Source organism: Micromonospora sp. ATLC20 (assembly GCF_057196585.1).
The window spans coordinates 40,162-59,744 of record NZ_JBXUOV010000003.1 but is presented as its reverse complement, the minus strand read 5'-3'; the positions used below and the strand labels follow the sequence as shown (position 1 = coordinate 59,744).

Sequence of the window (19,583 nt, the reverse complement as noted above, 5' to 3'; positions counted from 1 at the left end):
AGAGACATGGATGCGGACAGTGCGTTCGAGGAGTTCTACCGGAGCAGCAGACAACGCGTGGTGACGGTGCTGTACGCGCTCGGCGGTGACCGGGCCGAGGCTCAGGACGCCGCCCAGGAGGCGTACGCGCGGGCCTGGCAGCGCTGGTCGCAGGTCAGCGAGTACGACGACCCGGAGGCGTGGGTCCGTACGGTGGGCCACCGCCTGCTGGTCAACCGGTGGCGCAAGGTGCGCAACAGCGTCGTCGCCTACCGGCGGCACGGTCCACCACCGCCGGTGCGGCCACCCTCGGAGAACACGGTGGCGCTGGTCGCCGCACTGCGGCAGCTCTCCGCGGACCAGCGGCAGGCAGTGGTCCTCTATCACCTGGCCGACCTGTCGGTCGCGGAGATCGCCGCGCAGACCGGCGTACCCAGCGGGACGGTCAAGGCTCGCCTCTCCCGGGGCCGCAAGGCCCTCGCCGCCCTGCTCGACATGACCCTGCCGGAGGAGATCCGCAATGCCTGATCCGATCTTCTCGGACCTGTACCGGGACACCGAGCACCTCGTCTGGCCACCCACCGAGCAGGTGCGGCGTCGAGGTCGGCAGCGGACGCGGCGTATTCAGATCGCCGCCGGTCTGGCCGCCGCGGTAGCGGTGGGCGTCGTCGCGTCGGGTGTGGCGCTGGCCCGTCCCGACGCCGCACCGCCACCCGTGCCGCCGGCCACCGTCGTTCCCACCCCGCCGACGCCGACGCCGGCGCCCACGCCGAGTTCCACGCCATCGGCCGAGCCGTCCGAGAGCGGGTCGCCGACGCCGAGCCGCACCACCGGACGGCCACCCGGCACGACCGGCGGCGAGACCGGCCGCGCGCCGACCAGGACGATTCCGGCGGCGGCGATGCTCCAGCTCGCCGACCTGCCGACGGGCTTCACGATGACGACCAAGGTGGAGGGGGACTGGTCCCTGGAGTCCGTGACCATCTACTGCGAGAACGAGTCGCCGGCGCTGAACGCCGGTCAGGTGGCCAGCAGGTCGGTGCAGTTCGACTCACCCAGCGACTGGATCGTCGAGCGGGTGACGCGGCACTCGGGCACCTCCGCCGACACTGTCATGAAGCGGGTCCGCCAGTTGGTCACGGGCTGCCGGCCGACGCGCCCGGAGGACTCGTTGTCCATCATGGCGGAGTCGCTCGGCGGCGACGACGCGGTGCTCGTGGGCGGCGACATGGGGACGCCTGCCCGCTGGGTGGTGGTGCGGCAGGGCGACCTGGTCGCCCAACTGCGGGTCGACCACCAGACCACGCCGAGCGAGGCCAAGCGAGTGGTCGGGTGGGTGGTCAACCGCCTCTGCGCCGGCACGGACACCTGCTGACTGGTGCTCGGGTGTGCGGCGGGGCCGGCGCGAGCGGGCCCCGCCTCACAGGCGCAGGGACTCCGGGGTGTGCAGGCGGAGCATGGTCGCGCGGACGTCGCGGGGCAGCCGCCGCCGGCTCGCCATCGACACGACCACCATGACCGTGAACGCCAGCGGCACCGTCCACGCCGCCGGCTGGGTGGTCAGCGTCGCCGGCCAGCCGGTCAGCGGCGGGCCGAGCACGGTGAGCAGCACCGCGCCGACCGCTGCGCCGCCGCCGACCAGCACCCCGGCGGCGGCGCCCAGGTCGGTCAGGCCGCGCCACCAGATGCCGAGCACCAGCAGCGGGCAGAAACTGGATGCGGCCACCGCGAACGCCAGCCCCACCACCTGCGACACGTCCAGCCCGGAGACGTTCAGGGAGAGCACCGCCGGCACCCCACCGGCGATCACCGTGGCGAGCCGGAAGCCGCGTACCGAGCCGCGGCCCAGCACGTCCGTCGAGATCACCCCGGCGACGCTGGTGAGCAGGCCGGACGAGGTGGACAGGAACGCCGCGAACGCGCCGGCCGCGACCAGCGCGGCGAGCAGCCGGCCGGTGGTGCCGTCGCCCAGCGCCGCGCCGGGCAGCAGCACCACCACCGCGTCGGTCTGGCCGCTCACCAGCAGTTGCGGGGTGTAGATGCGGCCCAGCACGCCGTAGACGGTGGGCAGCAGATAGAAGACGCCGACGAGCGCCAGCACCACGAGCGTGGTCCGGCGGGCGGCGGCGCCGTCGGGGTTGGTGTAGAAGCGGACCAGCACGTGCGGCAGGCCCATCGTGCCGAGGAACGTGGCCAGGATCAGCGAGTACGTGGCGAACAGTCCCCTGTCGTCCTCGCCCGCGGTGTCCGGCAGCAGCCACTCGGTGGCTCCGGTGGCCGCGCCGGACACCTCCGGCACCGGGTCACCGGCGGCGAACTCGAGGCGGTCGCCGGGGCGTACCTCCCGGATGTCGCCGGCGGGCAGGGTGAGCGTCGCGCGGTGCTCGACCACGACGGTGGTCGCGGTCCGGAACGTCGGGCCGTCGGGCGGGGTCACCGCCGGGCGGGCGTCGGCCTGCCACTGCAACGCCAGGAAGATCGCGGGTACGGCGAGCGCGGTGAGCTTCAGCCAGTACTGGAACGCCTGCACGAAGGTGATCGCCCGCATGCCGCCCAGCGCCACGTTCGCCGTCACCACCACGGCGACGAGCAGCGCCCCGAGCGGATACGGCGAGCCGGTGAGCGTGGCCAGGGTCAGCCCGGCGCCCTGCAACTGCGGCACCAGGTAGAGCCAGCCGATGAAGATCACGAATACGGTGGCGAGCGTGCGCAGCCGGCGGGAGCCGAGCCGCACCTCGCAGAAGTCGGGCAGCGTGAACGCGCCGGAGCGGCGCAGCGGCGCGGCCACGAACAGCAGCAGCGCCAGGTATCCGGCGGCGAAGCCGACCGGGTACCAGAGCACGTCCACGCCGTACTTGAGGATCAGCCCGGCGACGCCGAGGAAGCTCGCCGCCGACAGGTACTCCCCGCCGATAGCGGCGGCGTTCCAGGTCGGGCTGACCGCCCGGGACGCGACCAGGAAGTCCGAGGTGGTGCGGGCCAGCCGCAACCCGTAGAAGCCGATGCCGACGGTGACCAGGGTGACGGCGACGATCGCCGGGACCACGTAGTCGTTGGCCATCAGCGTTCCGGCCGTCGGATCAGGTCGACGAAGTCCTGCTCGTTGCGTTCGGCCAGCCGCACGTACGCCCAGCCGACCACGATCAGGAACGGGAAGGACACGACGCCGAGCAGCAGCCACGGCAGGTTGACCCCGAGCACCGTGACCCGGCCGACCGTGGGCGCGATGGCGAACAGCCAGGGCAGGCCGCCGAGCCCGATCAGCACCAGCAGGCTGAGCCGCAGCGCTAGGGAGAGCTGGGCGCGCATCAGCCCCTGCACGAGCGTCTCACCGACCGGGGTCTGCTGGGTGAGCTCGGAGCGGGTGCGGTCGGCCGGATTGCCGACCCGGGAGACCTCGGCCAGCACGATCCGGGTCCGCTTCGGCGCGGCGGCCGGCGGCGCCCCGCTGCCCGGCTCGTGGCGGCCGGGCGGGGACGCGCGGGGGCCGGGAACCGGGGTGGCCTCGGCGGGCCGCCCCGATGGATGCTGTTCCTCGGCTCCGGTCACCTCCGGCAGTCTCGCCCGCTCAGCGGGAATGTCAAGAGCACGGTTCCGAGCCCTGTGCACAACCTGTGGATAACGCTTCACGGCTGTGGATAACCCGGTGGATGGCGTGGAGTCGTTGTGGACGCTCGTCCTGCCGGTCGGCGAGATCTTCTGAACGATCCCCCGGAACCTTCCCGCCGTCCCGTGAGTGAACAGGTGGGGAGAGGGGGTGACGGTGCCCGACGGTGATCTCATCGCGGAGCTCTACGCGGGGTCCTTCCGCCGGCTGGTGGTCCAGCTCTACGCGGTGACCGGTGACCTGAGCGAGGCCCAGGAGGCGGTCCAGGAGGCGTTCACCAAGGCGCTGGTAGCGCCCGGGCGGTTCGCCCGGCTGGAGAACCCGGAGGCGTGGCTGCGGCGGGTCGCGGTGAACGTCGCCCGCAGCCGGCACCGGCGTCGGCGGGTCCTCGACCGGCTGCTGCTCCGGATCGGTCCTCCGCCCGCCGTCGCCGACCGGGCGCCGGAACACCTGGCCCTGCTGGCCGCGATGCGGGAACTGCCCGAGGGGCAGCGAACCGCGCTCGCTCTGCACTACCTGGTCGACCTGCCGGTGGAGGAGATCGCGGCCACCCTCGGCGTCTCCGCCGGCACCGTGAAGTCCCGGCTCTCCCGTGGACGGCAGGCCCTCGCGGTGCTGCTCACCGACTCCGACGCCAACGGCAGCCCCAGCAACGGGAGGATCGATGTCCGATCGTAGGCTCTCCGGTTTCGACGTCGACACGATCGCCGCCGCCGTCCGGCAGCCGCCGCTCGGCGAGCTGCGGTCCGTGGCCCACTTCCGCCGGCGTCGGTCCGGTGCCCTGGGCGCTACCGCCCTGGTGGTGCTGGCGGCCCTGGTCGCCACGCCGCTGGCGAGCCGGTCCGCACAGTTCGGATCGGCGGATCCGCCCGGGCCGACCCTGCCGGGCAGGGCCGGCGACTTCACGTTGACCGGCCCGGCCTCCGGCGTGGACGTCCGTGTCGCGACATGCGTGTTGCGCTTCGCCCGGACCGTCGACGGGGGCCGGACCTGGACCGACTGGGACGATGCGCGCTACCGGGCCGCCGACTGCGAGCCCGGTCCGGCCCGCAGCGGGAAGAGCCTGGAGTACGCCGTCCTGAGCGACCGCACCTACCTGGTCGACGACGACGGGGTGCGTCGCCTCTCCACCGACTACGGCCGCACCTGGCGGGACGCCGAGCAGGCGATCACCGCCGTGGGGGCCTTCCCGCCCGCCGCCCGGCCCGTCCCGCGCGGACTGGCGTCGCCGGCGGTGACCGAGCCACTCGCGGTCGACCCGTCGACGGGGGACGTCTACCGGCTCAGCGGGCAGCCGCCGTCGCCGCTGCCGCTCGCCGGCGTCTACCCCGCGTCGGACGGCAGCATCTGGACCACGTACGGGATCAACGGGACCACGGTCGGGGCCCGTAGCGCCGACCGGGGAGCGACCTGGAACACCTGGACGCCGGCCGCGGGGAGGACGGTTCTGGCGCTGGCCGGCGTGGACCGGCGGGTGGGCTACCAGATCGTCGCGGACGCGGACGGCGCGGTGACGCTGGAGCGGACCCAGGACGGCGGGACGACCTGGTCCACCACGGTGACCGGGCTGCCGGAGGTGACGCACTGGGATCTGACAGTGGGATCGGACGGATCCCTGCTGGCAGTCACCCAGACCGGTGCGGGCGACCACCGGGTCGCGGAGGTGCGGGTCAGCCGCGACGACGGCCGGAGTCTCGCCGTGGCCCGGGCGGGCGGCATGCCGGTCGCCTCGGTGAGTGTCGCGCCGGGGTACGCGTGGCTGTTCGGCCGGGACGACGGCCGGGACGGGGAGGCGGACCATCTGGTCCTCACGCGTGACGGGCAGGTCTGGACGCGGATCCTGCTGGCTTCCTCCTGACCGTGCCGGGGCGGGACCGTGTCGGCCCGCCCCGGCCACCGCTCAGTCCAGCCCCACCCGTACCGGGTTGGCGGTCGCCGAGCCGAGCCAGGTGTGCGGGTTGCCGAACCAGCACCAGCCGAGCTTCGGGGCACCTTGGCTGATCCACAGCGCGGGCACCCGCCGGTCGCCGCAGCGCGACCCGACGAGCGAGAAGCACCTGTTGCTCGCCAGCGCCTGCGGGTGCAGTGTGACGAACGCCAGACCTTCGTCGATGGTGATCGGCAGCCGGTCCTTCGCGGTCATGTCCTCCAGCGCGGCCGACGGCGGCACGTTGCGGTACTCCTCGCCCCGGTCCACGTCGAACAGCAGGTACGCGGGCCCGGCGGGCACCTCGAGCTCCTTTATCGGGTGGAAGGTGGGCAGGTCGTCGGCGGGGAAGTTGCGGTCGAGGACGCCGGTCTTGCGCTTGCCCGCCAGCGTGGTGAGCGCGATCCGTTCCGGCACCGGCACCAGTTCCCGCGTTGTCACCAGCAGGAACGGCACCCGCGCGTCGGTGGGCCCGGCCAAGCCGGCGGCACCGGTGACCGCCGCGTCGCGCAGCGGGGTGAGCAGCGTCCGGAACTCCTCCTCGGTCTGCCCGGCCAGTGCCGGGTAGCCGAGCTGCACGAGGCGGTCGAGTTGGCTGTCGAATTCGGTAGCGGCGTCGAAGCGGTCGTCGGACATGCGGTCCCCCACCCTGTCGTACGGTCTGCCGTACATTGTACGCCAGCGCGCGGCAGCGACAAGCCGCCGACCGCGCCGACGGCACCCGGCCCCTCAGCGACTCCAGTCCTGCTTCGCGGCACGCACCAGCTTGTCCTTCAGCTCCCGGGTGTGCCGGCGGCTCACCGGCAGCTCGGATCCGTCGATCACCACCACGTAGCCGGAGTTGACCAGCCGCAGCTCGGCGATGAGCCGCAGCTGCACCAGATACGAGCGGTGGATCCGGACGAACCCGGCGTCGGCCCAGCGCTCGGCCAGCGTCGCCAGCGAGACCCGGACCAGGTGCGACCCCTCCGCCGTGTGCAGCCGCGCGTAGTCGCCCTGCGCCTCCACCCACCGCACCGCCGAGCGGGGCAGCATCCGGGTGGTACCGGCCAGCTCGATCGGGATGGTCGGATCCTCCTCCGCCCGGGCCAGCGCGGCCGGATGCGACGGCACCACCCGGGAGCCGATCACCCTTCGCAGCGACTCGGCCAGCCGCTCGGCGCGTACCGGCTTGCGCACGTAGTCGGTGGCGCCCAGGTCGAACGCGTCCACCGCGCCGTCGTCGTACGCGGTGACGAACACGATCGCCGGCGGCCGGGCGAACCGGCGCAGCACCCGGGCCAGCTCCATGCCGTCCAGCCCCGGCATCCGGATGTCGAGGAACACCACGTCCACGTCGTCGTCGCGCAGCACCCGCAGCGCCTCGGTCGCGTCCCCGGCAGTGTGCAGCCGGGCCACCCGGGGATCGGCGCGCAGGTGGTACGCCAGCTCGTCGAGCGCGGGCGGCTCGTCGTCCACCGCCAGCACCCGGAGGAAACCGGTGCCGGTGACGGTCACGACGACGCCCGGACGCCGGGGTGGAACTTCGGTACGCGCATGCTGACCTTCGTACCCGAACCCAGGCCGGTCTCCACGACCAGGCCGAACCCGTCCCCGAAGACCGACCGGAGCCGTTCGTCGACGTTCGAGAGGCCGACGTGCTGCCCCGGGTCGTCGGCCGGGTCGCCGGTCGCGCCCGACACCTCGGCGATGCCGGCGGTAAGCGTCGTCGGATCCATCCCCACCCCGTCGTCCTCCACCGTGATGTGACACTCCGCGCCCGCGTCCCGGGCCTCGATGCTCACCATGCCGGTGCCCGGCTTGCGGGACAACCCGTGGCGGACCGCGTTCTCCACGAGCGGCTGGAGGCAGAGGAACGGCAACGTCACCGGCAGCACCTCCGGTGCGATCTGGAGGCGTACCTGGAGCCGCTCGCCGAAGCGCGCCCGCTCGATGGTCAGGTAGCGGTCGATCGAGCGCAGCTCCTCGGCGAGCGTGGTGAACTCGCCGTGCGCCCGGAACGAGTAGCGGGTGAACTCGGCGAACTCTAGTATCAGCTCCCGCGCCCGCTCCGGGTCGGTGCGCACGAACGAGCCGATCGCGGTCAGCGCGTTGTAGATGAAGTGCGGGCTGATCTGGGCGCGCAGCGCGCGTACCTCGGCCCGCGCCAGCCGCTCCCGCGACGACTCAAGCTCGGCCAGCGCGAGCTGGTCACCCGCCCAGTGCGCGGTCTCCAGCGTCGCCTGCACCAGACCCGGGGCCGGGCGTTCGTCGGCCACCGCCACCAGCGCGCCGACCACCCGCCCGTCCGCGCGCAGCGGCGCCACCACCGCGCCGCGTACCGGACAGTCGACCAGGTCGCAACGCAGCTCCGACTCGCCCAGCACCGTCGAGCGCCCGCTGTCGGCCGCCCGCCGGGCCGCCGCGACCAGTTGGTCGCCGTGATGCGCGCCCTGCCCGTCGATGGCGAGCAACGCGTCCCGGTCCGTCAGCGCCAGGCCGGCCGCGCCGACGAGGGCCCGCAGATGGCGTACGGCCTTCGCCGCGTCCGCCGCGGTCAGGCCGGCGCGCAGCGGCTCGGCGGCGAGCCCCGCGGTGTGCAGCACCTCGTACGTGGCCCGCTGCGTGGCGGTGGCGATGCCCCGCCGGCCGCGCAGCCGCAGCACCGCCCAGAGCGCCGCGGCCAACGCGGTGACCAGCGAGACGACGGCGAAGACGGCGGAGAGGTTGCCACCCACGCAGCGATCCTGCCGGGTGGCGGCCCGGTAGCGCTAGTACGCGCCCTTGCGGGCCAGCACCACGCCGACGGTCCGCCACAGGATGCTGAGGTCGTACGCCAGCGACCAGTTGTCGACGTAGTAGAGGTCGAGCCGGACCGCCTCGTCCCAGGACAGGTCGGAACGGCCGGAGACCTGCCACAGACCGGTCATGCCCGGCCGGACCAGCAGCCGGCGGCGGACGTCGCCGAGGAAGTCGCCGTCGTCGGCGGGCAGCGGGCGCGGGCCGACGAGCGACATCTCGCCCCAGAGCACGTTGATCAGCTGGGGCAGCTCGTCCAGCGACGTGGCGCGCAGGAAGCGGCCCACCGGGAAGACCCGGGGGTCCTGCTTCATCTTGAACAGCATGCCGTCGGTCTCGTTGCGGTCGACCAGGCCGGCCAGCCGCTCCTCGGCGTCGACGTACATGGTCCGGAACTTCCAGACCCGGAACGTCCGCCCCTCGTGCCCCACCCGGGGCTGGCGGAAGAAGACCGGCCCGGGGTCGGAGATCCGGATGGCCACGGCGACGGCGAGGAAGAGCGGGACCAGCAGCAGCAGGCCCAGCCCGGCGGCGACCCGGTCCATCAGGTTCTTGGCCAGCAGCGCCGGCCCGGACAGGGTCGGCTCCTCGACGTGCAGCAGTGGCAGGCCCTCGATCGGGCGGATGTGCACCCGGGGACCGGCGATGTCGGTGAGCTGGGGCGCGACCACCAGGTCGACGCCGGAGCCCTCCAGCTGCCAGGCCAGCCGGCGCAGCTCACCCGGCTCGGCGCTGGCCGAGCCGCAGACCGCGATGGTGTCGCCGCCGACCTCACGTACCAGGGCCAAGACGTCCCGGCCCGCGTACACGGGCACCGGGGTCTCCAGGCCGCGCGCGGCGGCGTACCCGTCGGTGAGGTGGATGGCCACCGGCACCAGGCCGACGGACGGGTTCCGGGTGACAGTGGTGTAGACCTCCAGGCACTCCGGAAGCGTGCCGACGAGCACCATCCGGTGCCCGGCGTGGCCGGCGCGGCGGCGCAGCGCGTGCAGCGAGGCCCGGGCGATCATGCGGCCGAGCAGGATCAGCATCATCGCGCCGAGCAGCGCGAAGCCGACCGTCCACCGGGACAGGGAGTAGGTCTTCGTGGCGAATGCGATGAACGAGACCGCCGCCGCCACCGCGACGCCGGCCCGGATCACCCGCTTGAATTCGTCCGGACCGAGACCGAGGTAGCGCCGGTCGTAGGCCCGGTTGCCCCAGAGGAAGAGCAGCCAGCCGAGCGGCAGGAGCACGAACGCCACTGTGTAGAACCAGGCCTGCGGCGAGTTGCGGAAGCCGGAGTCGGCCTGTTCGAAGATCTGCACGGCCAGGAAGCTGGCCAGGGCGGCCGCACCGAAGTCCAGCAGCAGCAGGAGGGCGATGTAGGGCCGGTGCCACCGGGACACCCGCCGGCGGGCGCGGGCCCACGCCGACCGCGGTACGCCGTTGTGCGACGGCGGAGTCGGCGGCTGGATCTCAAAGCTGTCGACGTGCCGCACGCTCTTGCTCCGGCCTCTGTCGGTTACCGGGCGCTGGAGGCTTGTCGTCACCTCAACCCATGTCCTCCCGCATGACCCGCGTCCTCACTCGCCGTGAGGGCCCGGGTCGCTCACCGTCCCAGTCTCCCACGCGGGCCCGGCCTGGACCGGCCCCCGCGAGGAAGCCGTTCCGCTGGTGCTCGGTGAGATCTGGCCGGCTCCGAATCAGTTGTGAAGCCGGGGACCGAGCCACTATACCGATGGATGACGGCTCGGGTAGAGGGGCGGACCGGACCTTAGGCGATCGCCGGTCGATTCCGCTCGGTAACCGGCGAATCCGGTTACTCACCGTACGAGCCTGGACAACCTTCGGTCAGCCAAGGGCTTGCCGCCGGTCTGGCAGGTGGGGCAGTACTGCAGGCTCGAATCGGCGAACGACACCTCCCGCACGGTGTCGCCGCAGACCGGACACGGCAGCCCCTTCCGGGCGTGCACCTTGAGGCCCGAGCGCTTCTCGCCCTTCAGCTCCGCGGCCCGCTGGCCCATCGACCGGCGTACGGCGTCGCCGAGGACCGTGCGCGTCGCCGCGTGCAGACCGGCGAGCTGGTCGTCGGTGAGCCGGTCGGTGATCGCGAACGGCGAGAGCCGCGCCGCGTGCAGGATCTCGTCGGAGTACGCGTTACCGACGCCGGCCAGCACCGACTGGTCGGTCAGCACGCCCTTCACCTGGCCCTTACGGCTGCGCAGCCGCTCGGCGAAGGTCGGGAGATCCGCCTCCAGCGCGTCCGGCCCGAGCTTCGCCACTCCGGGCACCTGCGCCGGATCGGTGACCAGGTAGGCGGCCAGCTTCTTCTGGGTGCCGGCCTCGGTCAGGTCGAAGCCGGAGCCGTCGTCGAGGCGTACGCGCACCGCGATCGGCCCCTTGCCGGGCCGCAGCGGGGCCGCCGACGGGAACGCCTCCCGGTAGTGCAGCCAGCCCGCCCGCGCCAGGTGGACCACCAGGTGCAGTCCCTCGTCGAACCGGACGTCCAGGAACTTGCCGTACCGGCCGGCGCCGGTGACGGTGCGGGCGGCGACCGCGCTCGGCGGCGGGTCGTACGTCTTCAGCGCGTTGATCGCGGCGACCTCGAACCGCTCGACGCGGCGGCCCACCGCACGCTCGCGCAGGTAACCGGCGAGCGCTTCCACCTCCGGTAGTTCGGGCATCGTCCAACGGTAGCCTTCTTTCCCGTGAGAATCGTGGTGGCGCACAACCGGTACCGGGAAGCCCAGCCCTCCGGCGAGAACACCATCGTCGACGCGGAGATCGCCCAGCTCACCGCCGCCGGCGTGGAGGTGCTGCCGTTCCTGCGCAGCTCGGACGAGATCCCGTCGATGTCCAAGCCGGCCAAGGCGCTGCTGCCGATCTCGCCGATCTGGGCACCGAAGGCCCAGCACGACCTCGACCGCCTGCTGACCGAGCATCGGCCGGACGTGTTGCACCTGCACAACCCGTATCCTCTGCTCTCGCCCTGGGTGGTGCGGACCGCGCACAAACGCGGGGTGCCGGTGGTGCAGACCGTGCACAACTACCGGCAGGTCTGCTCCTCGGGCCTGTACTTCCGCGACGGCGTGATCTGCCAGGACTGCCGGGGCCGGGCGCTGGGCGTGCCGGCGATCGTGCACCGCTGTTACCGCAACTCGCGGGCGCAGAGCGCGCTGATGGCGACCACGCTCGCCGTGCACCGCCCGACCTGGAAGTCGGTGGACCGGTACATCGCGCTCACCACGGCTGTGGCTGATCATCTGCGCGACTACGGCATCCCGGACGAGCGGATCGTGGTGAAGCCGAACGCGGTGCCCGACCCGGGCACCCCGGCGCCGGCGGGGAACGGCTTCCTCTTCATGGGGCGGCTCAGCCCGGAGAAGGGCCTGGACCTGCTGCTCGCGGCGTGGCGGCGGCACCCGGTGGGCGCGCTCGGCCCGCTGCGCATCGCCGGTGACGGCGAGCTCCGTCCGCTCGCCGAGGCGGCCGCCGCCGAACGGCCCGACGTGCACTACCTGGGCCAGCTCGACCGCTCCGGGGTACGCGCGGTGCTGGCCGACAGCTCCGTGGTGCTGGCCACCTCCACCTGGCACGACGTGCTGCCCACCGTGATCATCGAGGCGCTGGCGTCGGGGCGGCCGGTGCTCGGCACCGCGCTCGGCGGCATCCCGTACCTGGTGGGCGCGGACGGCCCGCGCGAGCCCGCAGGCACCGGCCCGGCCGAGGTGGCCACCGCGGCGCCGGGCGACGGGCTTGTCGCGTTGCCGGCCGGGGTGCAGCGCGGCGAGGCGGGCTGGGTGGTGGCGCCGGAGGTGGACGCGCTGGCCGCCGCGCTGCCGCTGGCCGCCGCCGAGGCGGGGACGCTCGCCGGTCCGGCCCGGTCCCGCTACGAGCGCACCTTCCACCCCGACGTGATCACCAAGCGCCTGATCGACATCTACGCCGGCTTGCAGAGCCGCGCCTGACGCGATCTGACCACTTTGCGTTACTGGTAGGTGTGCACCTGCGCCGGTCACCGTCTGTGACGGGCGGTTCCTCGTCGATCCGCGCCCTCGATCATCGACCATGGGCTTGAGCTGCTCGAATGTCTGAGAGCCGACTCCGCCGGTAGATGCCTCTCCGCCGCCTTTGCTCTGCAGCCATCGACGCGGCAGTGACCGAGAGTTCCTGGTGCGCATATGGCTGCAGAGCAAAGGCGCCGAAGGTGAACCGCCCACCCTCGCGGGGACGTCACTATCAGTGACTGACGTCTGGTGCGGCGACGGACTCGCCTGCGCAGGCGCCATCGGCGCGTCGGACAGGGCGGCCTTCTCATTGAGCGTGACGACGGCAGCACTACGCGCGGCAGGGCACGACAGCGAAGGGCACGACGGCGCGCAGGGCACGACGGCGGCGGAGGGGCCGACGAGGGCGGCGAAGCCGGAGTGGGGCGAGGGCGGGAGGAGGCTTCAGCGCAGGGAGGCGCGGGCGGAGAAGGCGATGCTGGCCAGCAGGAATCCGCCGTTTACGACGGTGAACGCGACCATCACCCAGAACGCCAGCGCGGGCGCGAAGGCCAGCACCAGGCCGGCCACGAAGATCACCGCGCCGTAGTCGCGGACCAGCTTCACCAGGCGCACCGGGAGCGAGGTCGAGGTGACCATGCTCGCCGCGTTCGGCCCGGACTGCATCACCGACGTCACCAGGTTGACCATCCAGGTGCCGGCGAACACGGCCACCAGCCAGACCGGCGTGGACGGGCGCTGCGCCACGGCTGTCGCGCCGATGGCGGCGACGAGCGCGATCTGGGCGGCCACGTCGCACAGCACGTCGATCCGGGCGCCGGCCGCGCTGCCCTGACCGGTCACCCGGGCGAGCTGCCCGTCGGCGCAGTCCAGCGCGTACGCGATCTGCCACGCGACGAGCGCGAACAGCCCGACCGCCCAGGCCGGTACGGTGCCGGCGGCCACGTCGTCGGCGAGTGCCACCACGGTGACCGAGGCGGCCAGTCCCAGCACCAGGTTGGTCAGCGTCAGCGCGGTCGGGCGCAACCCCAGGCGCTGCGCGGCGAGCGCGAAGGCCGCCCCGATCCACTGGCTGATCGACTCGCTGAACAGGCCGCCTCCCCGGTTGACCCGGTGGAAGTCGGCGACGGTGGGGCGGGGCTCAGCCAATGTGGTCGCGGAGGGCACCGGCGTAGTCTGCCAGCCGCTCCCGCGTCTCGGTAGCGGACATCGCGAGGTGTTCGAGGATGGTGTAGCGGTCCGGCCGGGTGGCCGGCGCGAACTGCACCGCCTCGACGAACTGGTCGTCGGTCAGCTCGACCTCGGCGGGCAGCCGGGGCAGCCCGTGCCGGGTCAGGCAGGCCGCCATCTCGGCGAACCGGCGCTCGTCGCCGCGCAGGTACGTGCAGAACAGCGCACCGAGCCCGGCCAGTTCGCCGTGCGAGGCGGTGCCGGGGAACAGCGCGTCGATCGCGTGCATGATCTCGTGGCAGCCGCCGCTGCACGGCCGGCTGGTGCCCTCGATCGCCATCGCCAGGCCACTGGAGATCAGCGCGTCGGCGAGCACGGTGACGAAGCCGTCGTCGTTCATGTCACCCGGGTGGTTGAGCACCGCCTCGGCACCTGCGCGCGACAGCGAGGCGGCCAGCCCGTCGACCCGCTCACCGCGGACCCGCCGGGCCAGTTCCCAGTCCGCCAGCGCGCTGATGTTGCTGACCACGTCGCCGATGCCGGCCCGGTTGTGCCGCTCCGGCCCGGCCTCCACGAAGTCCAGGTCGACGATCACCGCGATCGGGATGTGCACCCCGTAGGACCCCTTCAGGCCCTCGGTGATCAGGCTCGCCACCGGGGAGGCGATGCCGTCGTTGGCGAGGCTCGTCGCCACCGAGACCATCGGCAGGCCGCGACGCGTGGCGGCGTACTTGGCCACGTCGATGGTCTTACCGCCGCCGATGCCGACCACCGCGTCGTACGACCGGGTGCGCAGCTTCGCCCCCAGGTCGTCGGCGGCGTCGAGCGTGCCCCCGGCCACCGTGAACACGTCGGCCGAGCGCAGCGACGGCCGGATCAGTTCGGCGATCCGTTCGCCCTGCCCCGGCCCGACCACCACGGCGACGTCGCCACCGGCGGAGATCCGCCCGTCGGAGAGGATCGCCGCCAGGTCGGCCACCGCGCCCCGCCGCACGTCGATGTGCAGCGGGGTGAGGACGCTGCGGGCTAGTAGCGGCACGCGATCTCCCGCGCCCGGGCCAGATCGGCGTGGTTGTCGACCTCGACCCAGGAGACGTCACCGATCGGGGCCGCCCGCACCTCGCCGCCGCGCTCGGCGAACTCCTGGTAGCCGTCCTCGTAGTAGAGGTTCGGGTCGCGCCGCCAGGTCGCCTCCAGCGCGTCCGCGAGCGGCACCGCCACCTGCGGCTCGATCAGCGTCGCGCCGATGTACTCGCCGTACGCCTCGCCCGGGTCCATCAGCTTGGTGATGCGGGTGAGCTGGCCGGCGGCGTCGAAGGTGGTCTTCATCTCCTCCTCGGCCAGCGGCTTGAGCGTGTCCACGGCGAGCAGGATGCCCGGGCCGCGCTCGGCCAGCAGCGTCTTCTCCACGCTCACCGGGTGCACGGTGTCGCCGTTGACGAGCAGCACGCCACGGGAGAAGTGCTCCCGCGCCAGCCAGAGCGAGTACGCGTTGTTCCACTCCTCGGCCTTGTCGTTGTGGACCAGCGTGATCGTGACGCCGTACTTCTCCTCCAGTGCGGCCTGGCGCTGCCGCACCGCGTCGGCCGCGTAGCCGACCACGATCACGACCTCGTTCAGCCCCACCTCGGCGAGGTTGCGCAGCGCGATGTCGAGGATGGTGATCTCCCCGTCGACCGGCACCAGGGCCTTGGGCAGGGTGTCGGTGTACGGCCGCAGCCGGCGCCCCGCTCCCGCGGCGAGCACCATCCCGATCATGCCGACACGCTCCTCTTCTCGACCCGATTCCACCCGGCGAGGATATCGCCGGGCGCGGAGCGGCAGTGGTTCAGCCCGTCAGACCGATCGAGCGCAGCGCGGCGAAGCCGTCCTCAGCGATCCGCCGGATCAGCCCGTCGTTGACGTCCCGGTGCTCGTCGAGCAGCGCGATCTCCGACTCCGCCAGCCAGCGGAACTCGGTGTGCTTGCCGGCCTCCAGCCGGGGCCGGCTGAGGTCGCCGTCCACCCGGATCAGGAAGTCGGTCTCCACCCGGGTCAGCCCGTCGTCGGCGGTGTACCGGTATTCGCCGACCAGGCCGAGCACGTGCGACACGGCCCAGCCGGTCTCCTCGGTGACCTCCCGGCGCAGCGCGTCGTCGATCTCCTCGCCCGGTTCGAGGTGGCCGCCGACGATGTCCCAGCAGTTCGGGAAGAGGCGTCGGTCGGGGGATCGGCGTTGGATGAAGATGCGGCCGTCGTCATCGACGATCAGCGCGCCGGCGCAGCGGAGGGGCTCGGTGGGCACCCTCCGACAGTAGCCATCCGGGCCGTCTCCGGCGATGCCCGTTCTTGTCCCGGTACGCATCGATGGCCCACCATGTCCGTACTCAGTCGCCGTCCCACAGGGGTGATGTGTGATGCAGGTACGGGAAGCGATGTCCAGCGAGGTACTGGTGGTCGGGCCGGAGCACACGCTCCGGCAGGCGGCCCGGATGATGTCGGCCCGCGGTGTCGGGTCGGCGGTCGTGATCGACCCGGACTCCGAGGGAGTAGGGATCATGACCGAACGCGATGTGCTGAAGGCGATCGGCGCCGGGCTCGACCCGGATGTCGAGCGCACCGGGGCACACCTGACCTGGGACGTCGTATACGCCGGCCCGGACTGGACGGTCGAGGAGGCAGCCGCGGCGATGGCCCGCGGCGGGTTCCGTCACCTGGTCGTGCTCGACGGCCGGGAGGTGGCGGGAGTGATCTCGGTACGGGACCTGATGCGGGTCTGGGCGGGTGAGCACGCGCCGACCCGTACCTGATGTGGTCCGGCGCGAGCGGCGCCGGAGAAAGGGCGATGGCCCGGCCGATATCGGCCGGGCCATCGTCGTATCTGTTCCGTTTCGGTCGTGCCCGCCCGTCAGGGGCCGACGAAGACCGAGGTGCCGCGCCAGTCCACGTCGTCGACGCTCGGACCGCTGCGCACCGTGGCGGAGCCGGTCGGCACGCCGTCGGACCACGCCATCGTGGACAGGTTGCCGGTGCTCCGGGAGACGACGTAGAGCGTGTCGCCGTCCAGGAACAGGCCGCCCGCGTCGGCGAACGCGGTGGTGCCGGTGACCGTGTTGCGCTCGGCGCCGACGGTGCCGGTGTCCGGCGTGAAGCCGCGCCAGAACAGCGTGCTCTGACCGGCCAGCGAGTAGTAGATGCGTCCGCTCTTGTAGAACATCGCGGTCACGTTCGGCAGTTCCGCGGAGAAGTTGCCGGTCATGCCGGCGTAGGTGGAGCCCTCCGGCGCGGAGCCGGTCACGACCAGGTCCCACTTGGCGTCGTGGTACGGGTCCAGCTTCTTCGGGGTGCCGAACTCGTTGCCGTCGAACGAGCGCTTGTAGAGGTCGCCGCCGACGCCGTAGAACAGGTCACCGCCGACCCAGAACGCGCCCTTGATGTTCGACCAGCCGGTGTTGTCGCCGTTCGGCACCGACATCGCGTTGCCGACCGAGGTGGCGCCGTCGTACGTCCGCTTGGTGATGCTGTCGACGGTGGTGGCCGGCGGCACCGGGGGCAGCTTGACGATCTCGATGCCCTGCACCAGCGGGTTCTCCAGGACGCGACCGAAGTCGATGTCGATGTTGCCGTCGCTGGTGATCGGGAACGCGCGCATGGTGCCCCGGTTGGTGGCGCCGATCGCGGCGATCGGGTCGAAGTTGCTCAGCTTGACCACGCCGTCGATCGACACGTTGAACTTGCGCTTGCCGGCGGTGGCGGTGCCGGACCAGCGGTTGGCCAGGTAGAGGCGCACCTGCACCGGCGTGCCGGCCGGGACCGGGAAGTCCCACTGCATGTCCGGCGCGGGCGACTCGTCCCACCGCTCCGCGTTGAACAGCTCGACCGGCGTACCCGACGGCACCGTGCCGTCGAGCGTGGCGTTCGTGGTGTAGCTGGTCACCTGGTTGCCGGCGTTGTGGTAGGTGCTCGGCGCGGCGGCGGTGTCCGCGGCCCAGGCCGGGCCGCTCGGCGCGGCGAGCTGGTCGCCGCCCGCGTTGACCCGGTAGAGCACGTCGGAGGCGTCCGGCGTGGGCGCGGTCTTGACGATCTCGATGCCGTGCAGCAGCGGGTTCTGCAGCACCCGGCCGAAGTCGATGTCGACCACGCCGTCGCTGACCACCGAGATGGACTGCATGGTGCCGCGGTCGGTGCCGCCGGCGGCGACGACCGGGTCGAAGTCGTTCAGCTTGAGTACGCCGTCGATGCTGACGTCGAACTTGCGGGCGCCCGGCTTGCTCGTGCCGGACCAGCGGTTGCCCATGTAGATCCGGACGTCGACCCGGGTGCCTGCGGCGACCGGGATGTCCCACTGCATGTCCGGCGCGGTCGCCTCGTCCCACCGCTCGGTGTTGAACAGCGTGGCCGGCGTGCTCGCCGGCACGGTGGAGTCGAACGTCGCGTTGGTGGTGTAGCTGGTGACCTGGTTGCCCGTGTTGTGGTACGGGCTGGGCTCGGTGGCGCTGTCGGCGGCCCAGTCCGGCCCGCCGTCGGTCGCCGGGATGGCCGGACCACCGGCGTTGACCCGGTAGAGCACCTCGGTCTGCGCCGCACGGCCGGCCTGGTAGACGTTGCCGGGAAGGCCCTTGGTGCTGGTCGAGTGCGGGGTGCTGCCCCCGTCCAGCGGGAAGAAGGCGATCCGCTTGCGCTGGTAGTCGAAGTTGCCGATGTACTCCTGGTCGCTGCCGAGCCAGAGGCCCTCCTGCGTCACCAGCATCTCGGTGACGCCGTAGCCGCGCGGGTGGCGGCCCGGGTTCCAGGACAGCGGCAGGCCGCTCACCGGGTCGAGCGCGGCGATGCTGGCCCGCGGCACCGCGCCCGGTCCGGCCTTGTCGCGGGCGAGCGGGTTGTTCGACCAGCGGAAGTGGCCGCCGACGTAGATGGCCTTCTCGCTGATGCCGACCGAGAGGAAGGTGTCGCCGCCGCTGAAGTTCGTCCAGGTCGGCTTCTGGCCGGCGCCGGTGGCGGAGGTCTCCCAGCGGGCGGCGGAGTCGCAGAGCGTGCCCGGGTACGACGCGCCGGTGGTGACCACCACGAAGTACTTGCTGTCCGGGGAGAACTGGACGTCGCGCACCCACGAGTCGAACGCGGTGTACTTGCAGGCCGCGGAGTAGCCGTCGGTGTTCCAGTCGGCGACGGTCGCGGAGCTCTCGCCGAGGTTGATCCGCACGATCTGGTCGTGCACGACGCCGTCGGCCTTCTTGAAGTTGCCGATCACCACGAGGTGCTTGCCGTCAGGGGAGACGGAGAGCTTCTCCACGCCGACACCGGCCGAGGCGCCGTTGTTGGTCGGGGTCCAGTTGTGGTTCTCGGTCAGCGCCACGGTGAGGTACTCGTCCACCGCGCCGGTGGTCGGGTTCAGCGAGGCCAGCCCGTTGCGGTTGATCGTCGCGGTCGCCGTGGTGAAGATGCCGCCGACCAGCAGGTGACCGTCGACGAGCGCGATGTCGTTCACCGTGCCGTTGAACGCCGGGCCCTTGAACCCCTCGACGGGGGTGCCGTCGGCGACGTTCAGCAGCACCAGCTTGCGGAAGTTCTTGTCGCCGACCTTGTTGAACTTGCCGGCGACGTACACCGTGCCGGGGGTCGGCCCGGCGATGATCGCGGTGACGTCGTTGTCCAGCACCGGCGCGAACGCGTTGTCGATCTTGCCGGTCGCCTTGTCGAAGGCGAGCAGTCCGCGGCGGTCGACCGGGGTGGGTGAGGAGCCCCGGTTCTGCGCGTTGGTGAACGAGCCGCCGACGATCACCTTGCTGCCGGCGTCGTGGATGGCCACGACGTTGCCGTCGTTGATGTTCGGCGTCTTGTCCGACGGCACCTCGCCGACCAGCGTGCTGTGGTCGGGCGCGGGCGCCGCTGCCGGTGCGGCGAGCGCCGGCACCGGTGTGAACAAGGTGGCGATGCCGAGCACGGCAGCGCCGAATGCGGACACCGAGCGGTGTCTCAGGATCGAGGAAGCCACAGGCTACTCCGGGGGGAAACGTCGGAGGCGCTGCGATCGTGGTCGGTGCCGACATGAGGCGGGGCGTCACTCGACCGACCGCAGACGTGAGAGCAATACCTTCTCGCATTCGGCCGTCGCCCGTCCACCCGGGTTCGGCCTTTTTGACCGAGGAAACGG

At 72.2% G+C, this 19,583-nt stretch carries 18 protein-coding genes; 6 read left to right on the top strand and 12 right to left on the bottom strand.

The genetic code is table 11. The annotated features are described in order from the left end of the window. Window positions 1-6: 6 nt before the first annotated feature. Both AC2CHG_RS01770 and AC2CHG_RS01765 read left to right on the top strand, forming a co-directional pair. Window positions 7-507 carry a SigE family RNA polymerase sigma factor gene (locus tag AC2CHG_RS01770; RefSeq protein WP_262012978.1) on the top strand — a complete coding sequence of 167 codons (501 nt, stop codon included), beginning with the start codon at window positions 7-9 and terminating at the stop codon, window positions 505-507. After that, window positions 500-1,354, top strand: a complete 855-nt coding sequence (locus AC2CHG_RS01765; RefSeq protein WP_262012979.1) for a hypothetical protein — start codon at window positions 500-502, stop codon at window positions 1,352-1,354. Before AC2CHG_RS01770 ends, AC2CHG_RS01765 begins: the two co-directional genes overlap by 8 nt. A gap of 45 nt (window positions 1,355-1,399) precedes the next feature. Here the strand turns inward: AC2CHG_RS01765 and AC2CHG_RS01760 are convergent, their stop codons facing one another. Together AC2CHG_RS01760 and AC2CHG_RS01755 are read right to left on the bottom strand one after the other, a co-directional pair. Continuing rightward, window positions 1,400-3,040, bottom strand: a complete 1,641-nt coding sequence (locus AC2CHG_RS01760) for a sodium/solute symporter (RefSeq protein ID WP_357210219.1) — start codon at window positions 3,038-3,040, stop codon at window positions 1,400-1,402. Then, on the bottom strand, window positions 3,040-3,390 hold the full coding sequence (locus AC2CHG_RS01755) for a hypothetical protein (RefSeq protein WP_262013029.1): 351 nt from the start codon (window positions 3,388-3,390) through the stop codon (window positions 3,040-3,042). Before AC2CHG_RS01755 ends, AC2CHG_RS01760 begins: the two co-directional genes overlap by 1 nt. A 346-nt stretch (window positions 3,391-3,736) precedes the next feature. On the opposite strand from AC2CHG_RS01755, the gene AC2CHG_RS01750 reads away from it, so the two are divergent. Next, window positions 3,737-4,264, top strand: coding sequence for an RNA polymerase sigma factor (locus AC2CHG_RS01750; protein WP_262012981.1), 528 nt, complete (start codon window positions 3,737-3,739; stop codon window positions 4,262-4,264). Beyond that, window positions 4,251-5,444: a WD40/YVTN/BNR-like repeat-containing protein gene (locus tag AC2CHG_RS01745; protein WP_262012982.1), complete on the top strand. Its 1,194-nt coding sequence runs from the start codon at window positions 4,251-4,253 to the stop codon at window positions 5,442-5,444. Before AC2CHG_RS01750 ends, AC2CHG_RS01745 begins: the two co-directional genes overlap by 14 nt. A 42-nt stretch (window positions 5,445-5,486) precedes the next feature. Here the strand turns inward: AC2CHG_RS01745 and AC2CHG_RS01740 are convergent, their stop codons facing one another. From AC2CHG_RS01740 to AC2CHG_RS01720, 5 genes are all read right to left on the bottom strand, one after another. Continuing rightward, window positions 5,487-6,149, bottom strand: a complete 663-nt coding sequence (locus AC2CHG_RS01740; RefSeq protein WP_262012983.1) for a DUF5701 family protein — start codon at window positions 6,147-6,149, stop codon at window positions 5,487-5,489. Window positions 6,150-6,242: 93 nt separating this feature from the next. Next, window positions 6,243-7,010: a LytR/AlgR family response regulator transcription factor gene (locus AC2CHG_RS01735; RefSeq protein ID WP_013289288.1), complete on the bottom strand. Its 768-nt coding sequence runs from the start codon at window positions 7,008-7,010 to the stop codon at window positions 6,243-6,245. Further along, entirely contained in the window at window positions 7,007-8,230 is a 1,224-nt protein-coding gene (locus AC2CHG_RS01730) for a histidine kinase (RefSeq protein WP_262012984.1), read from the bottom strand. Before AC2CHG_RS01730 ends, AC2CHG_RS01735 begins: the two co-directional genes overlap by 4 nt. A gap of 33 nt (window positions 8,231-8,263) precedes the next feature. After that, complete coding sequence (locus AC2CHG_RS01725) at window positions 8,264-9,772, bottom strand: sugar transferase (RefSeq protein ID WP_355508551.1); 1,509 nt, start codon at window positions 9,770-9,772, stop codon at window positions 8,264-8,266. Window positions 9,773-10,096: 324 nt separating this feature from the next. Further along, on the bottom strand, window positions 10,097-10,957 hold the full coding sequence (locus tag AC2CHG_RS01720) for an Fpg/Nei family DNA glycosylase (protein WP_355508553.1): 861 nt from the start codon (window positions 10,955-10,957) through the stop codon (window positions 10,097-10,099). Window positions 10,958-10,981: 24 nt separating this feature from the next. Here AC2CHG_RS01720 and AC2CHG_RS01715 point away from each other — a divergent pair, with 24 nt between their 5' ends. After that, window positions 10,982-12,241: a glycosyltransferase family 4 protein gene (locus AC2CHG_RS01715; protein ID WP_355508556.1), complete on the top strand. Its 1,260-nt coding sequence runs from the start codon at window positions 10,982-10,984 to the stop codon at window positions 12,239-12,241. Window positions 12,242-12,724: 483 nt separating this feature from the next. Here AC2CHG_RS01715 and AC2CHG_RS01710 read toward each other — a convergent pair whose 3' ends face one another. From AC2CHG_RS01710 to AC2CHG_RS01695, 4 genes are all read right to left on the bottom strand, one after another. After that, window positions 12,725-13,447, bottom strand: a complete 723-nt coding sequence (locus tag AC2CHG_RS01710; RefSeq protein ID WP_357210209.1) for a CDP-alcohol phosphatidyltransferase family protein — start codon at window positions 13,445-13,447, stop codon at window positions 12,725-12,727. Then, window positions 13,422-14,489: an iron-containing alcohol dehydrogenase family protein gene (locus AC2CHG_RS01705; protein ID WP_030499402.1), complete on the bottom strand. Its 1,068-nt coding sequence runs from the start codon at window positions 14,487-14,489 to the stop codon at window positions 13,422-13,424. The genes AC2CHG_RS01710 and AC2CHG_RS01705 overlap by 26 nt, the downstream gene beginning before the upstream one ends. Beyond that, entirely contained in the window at window positions 14,477-15,208 is a 732-nt protein-coding gene (locus AC2CHG_RS01700; RefSeq protein WP_484524039.1) for a phosphocholine cytidylyltransferase family protein, read from the bottom strand. The genes AC2CHG_RS01705 and AC2CHG_RS01700 overlap by 13 nt, the downstream gene beginning before the upstream one ends. Before the next feature lie 70 nt (window positions 15,209-15,278). After that, the gene (locus AC2CHG_RS01695) at window positions 15,279-15,734 is read right to left on the bottom strand and encodes an NUDIX domain-containing protein (protein WP_262012989.1); all 456 of its coding nucleotides are present in this window, start codon (window positions 15,732-15,734) and stop codon (window positions 15,279-15,281) included. 112 nt (window positions 15,735-15,846) lie between these two features. Between AC2CHG_RS01695 and AC2CHG_RS01690 the strand changes: the two genes are divergently transcribed. Beyond that, window positions 15,847-16,239 carry a CBS domain-containing protein gene (locus tag AC2CHG_RS01690; protein ID WP_013289279.1) on the top strand — a complete coding sequence of 131 codons (393 nt, stop codon included), beginning with the start codon at window positions 15,847-15,849 and terminating at the stop codon, window positions 16,237-16,239. A gap of 98 nt (window positions 16,240-16,337) precedes the next feature. On the opposite strand, the gene AC2CHG_RS01685 is transcribed toward AC2CHG_RS01690, so the two are convergent. Continuing rightward, entirely contained in the window at window positions 16,338-19,424 is a 3,087-nt protein-coding gene (locus AC2CHG_RS01685; RefSeq protein WP_484524026.1) for a malectin domain-containing carbohydrate-binding protein, read from the bottom strand. Between the last annotated feature and the right edge of the window lie 159 nt (window positions 19,425-19,583).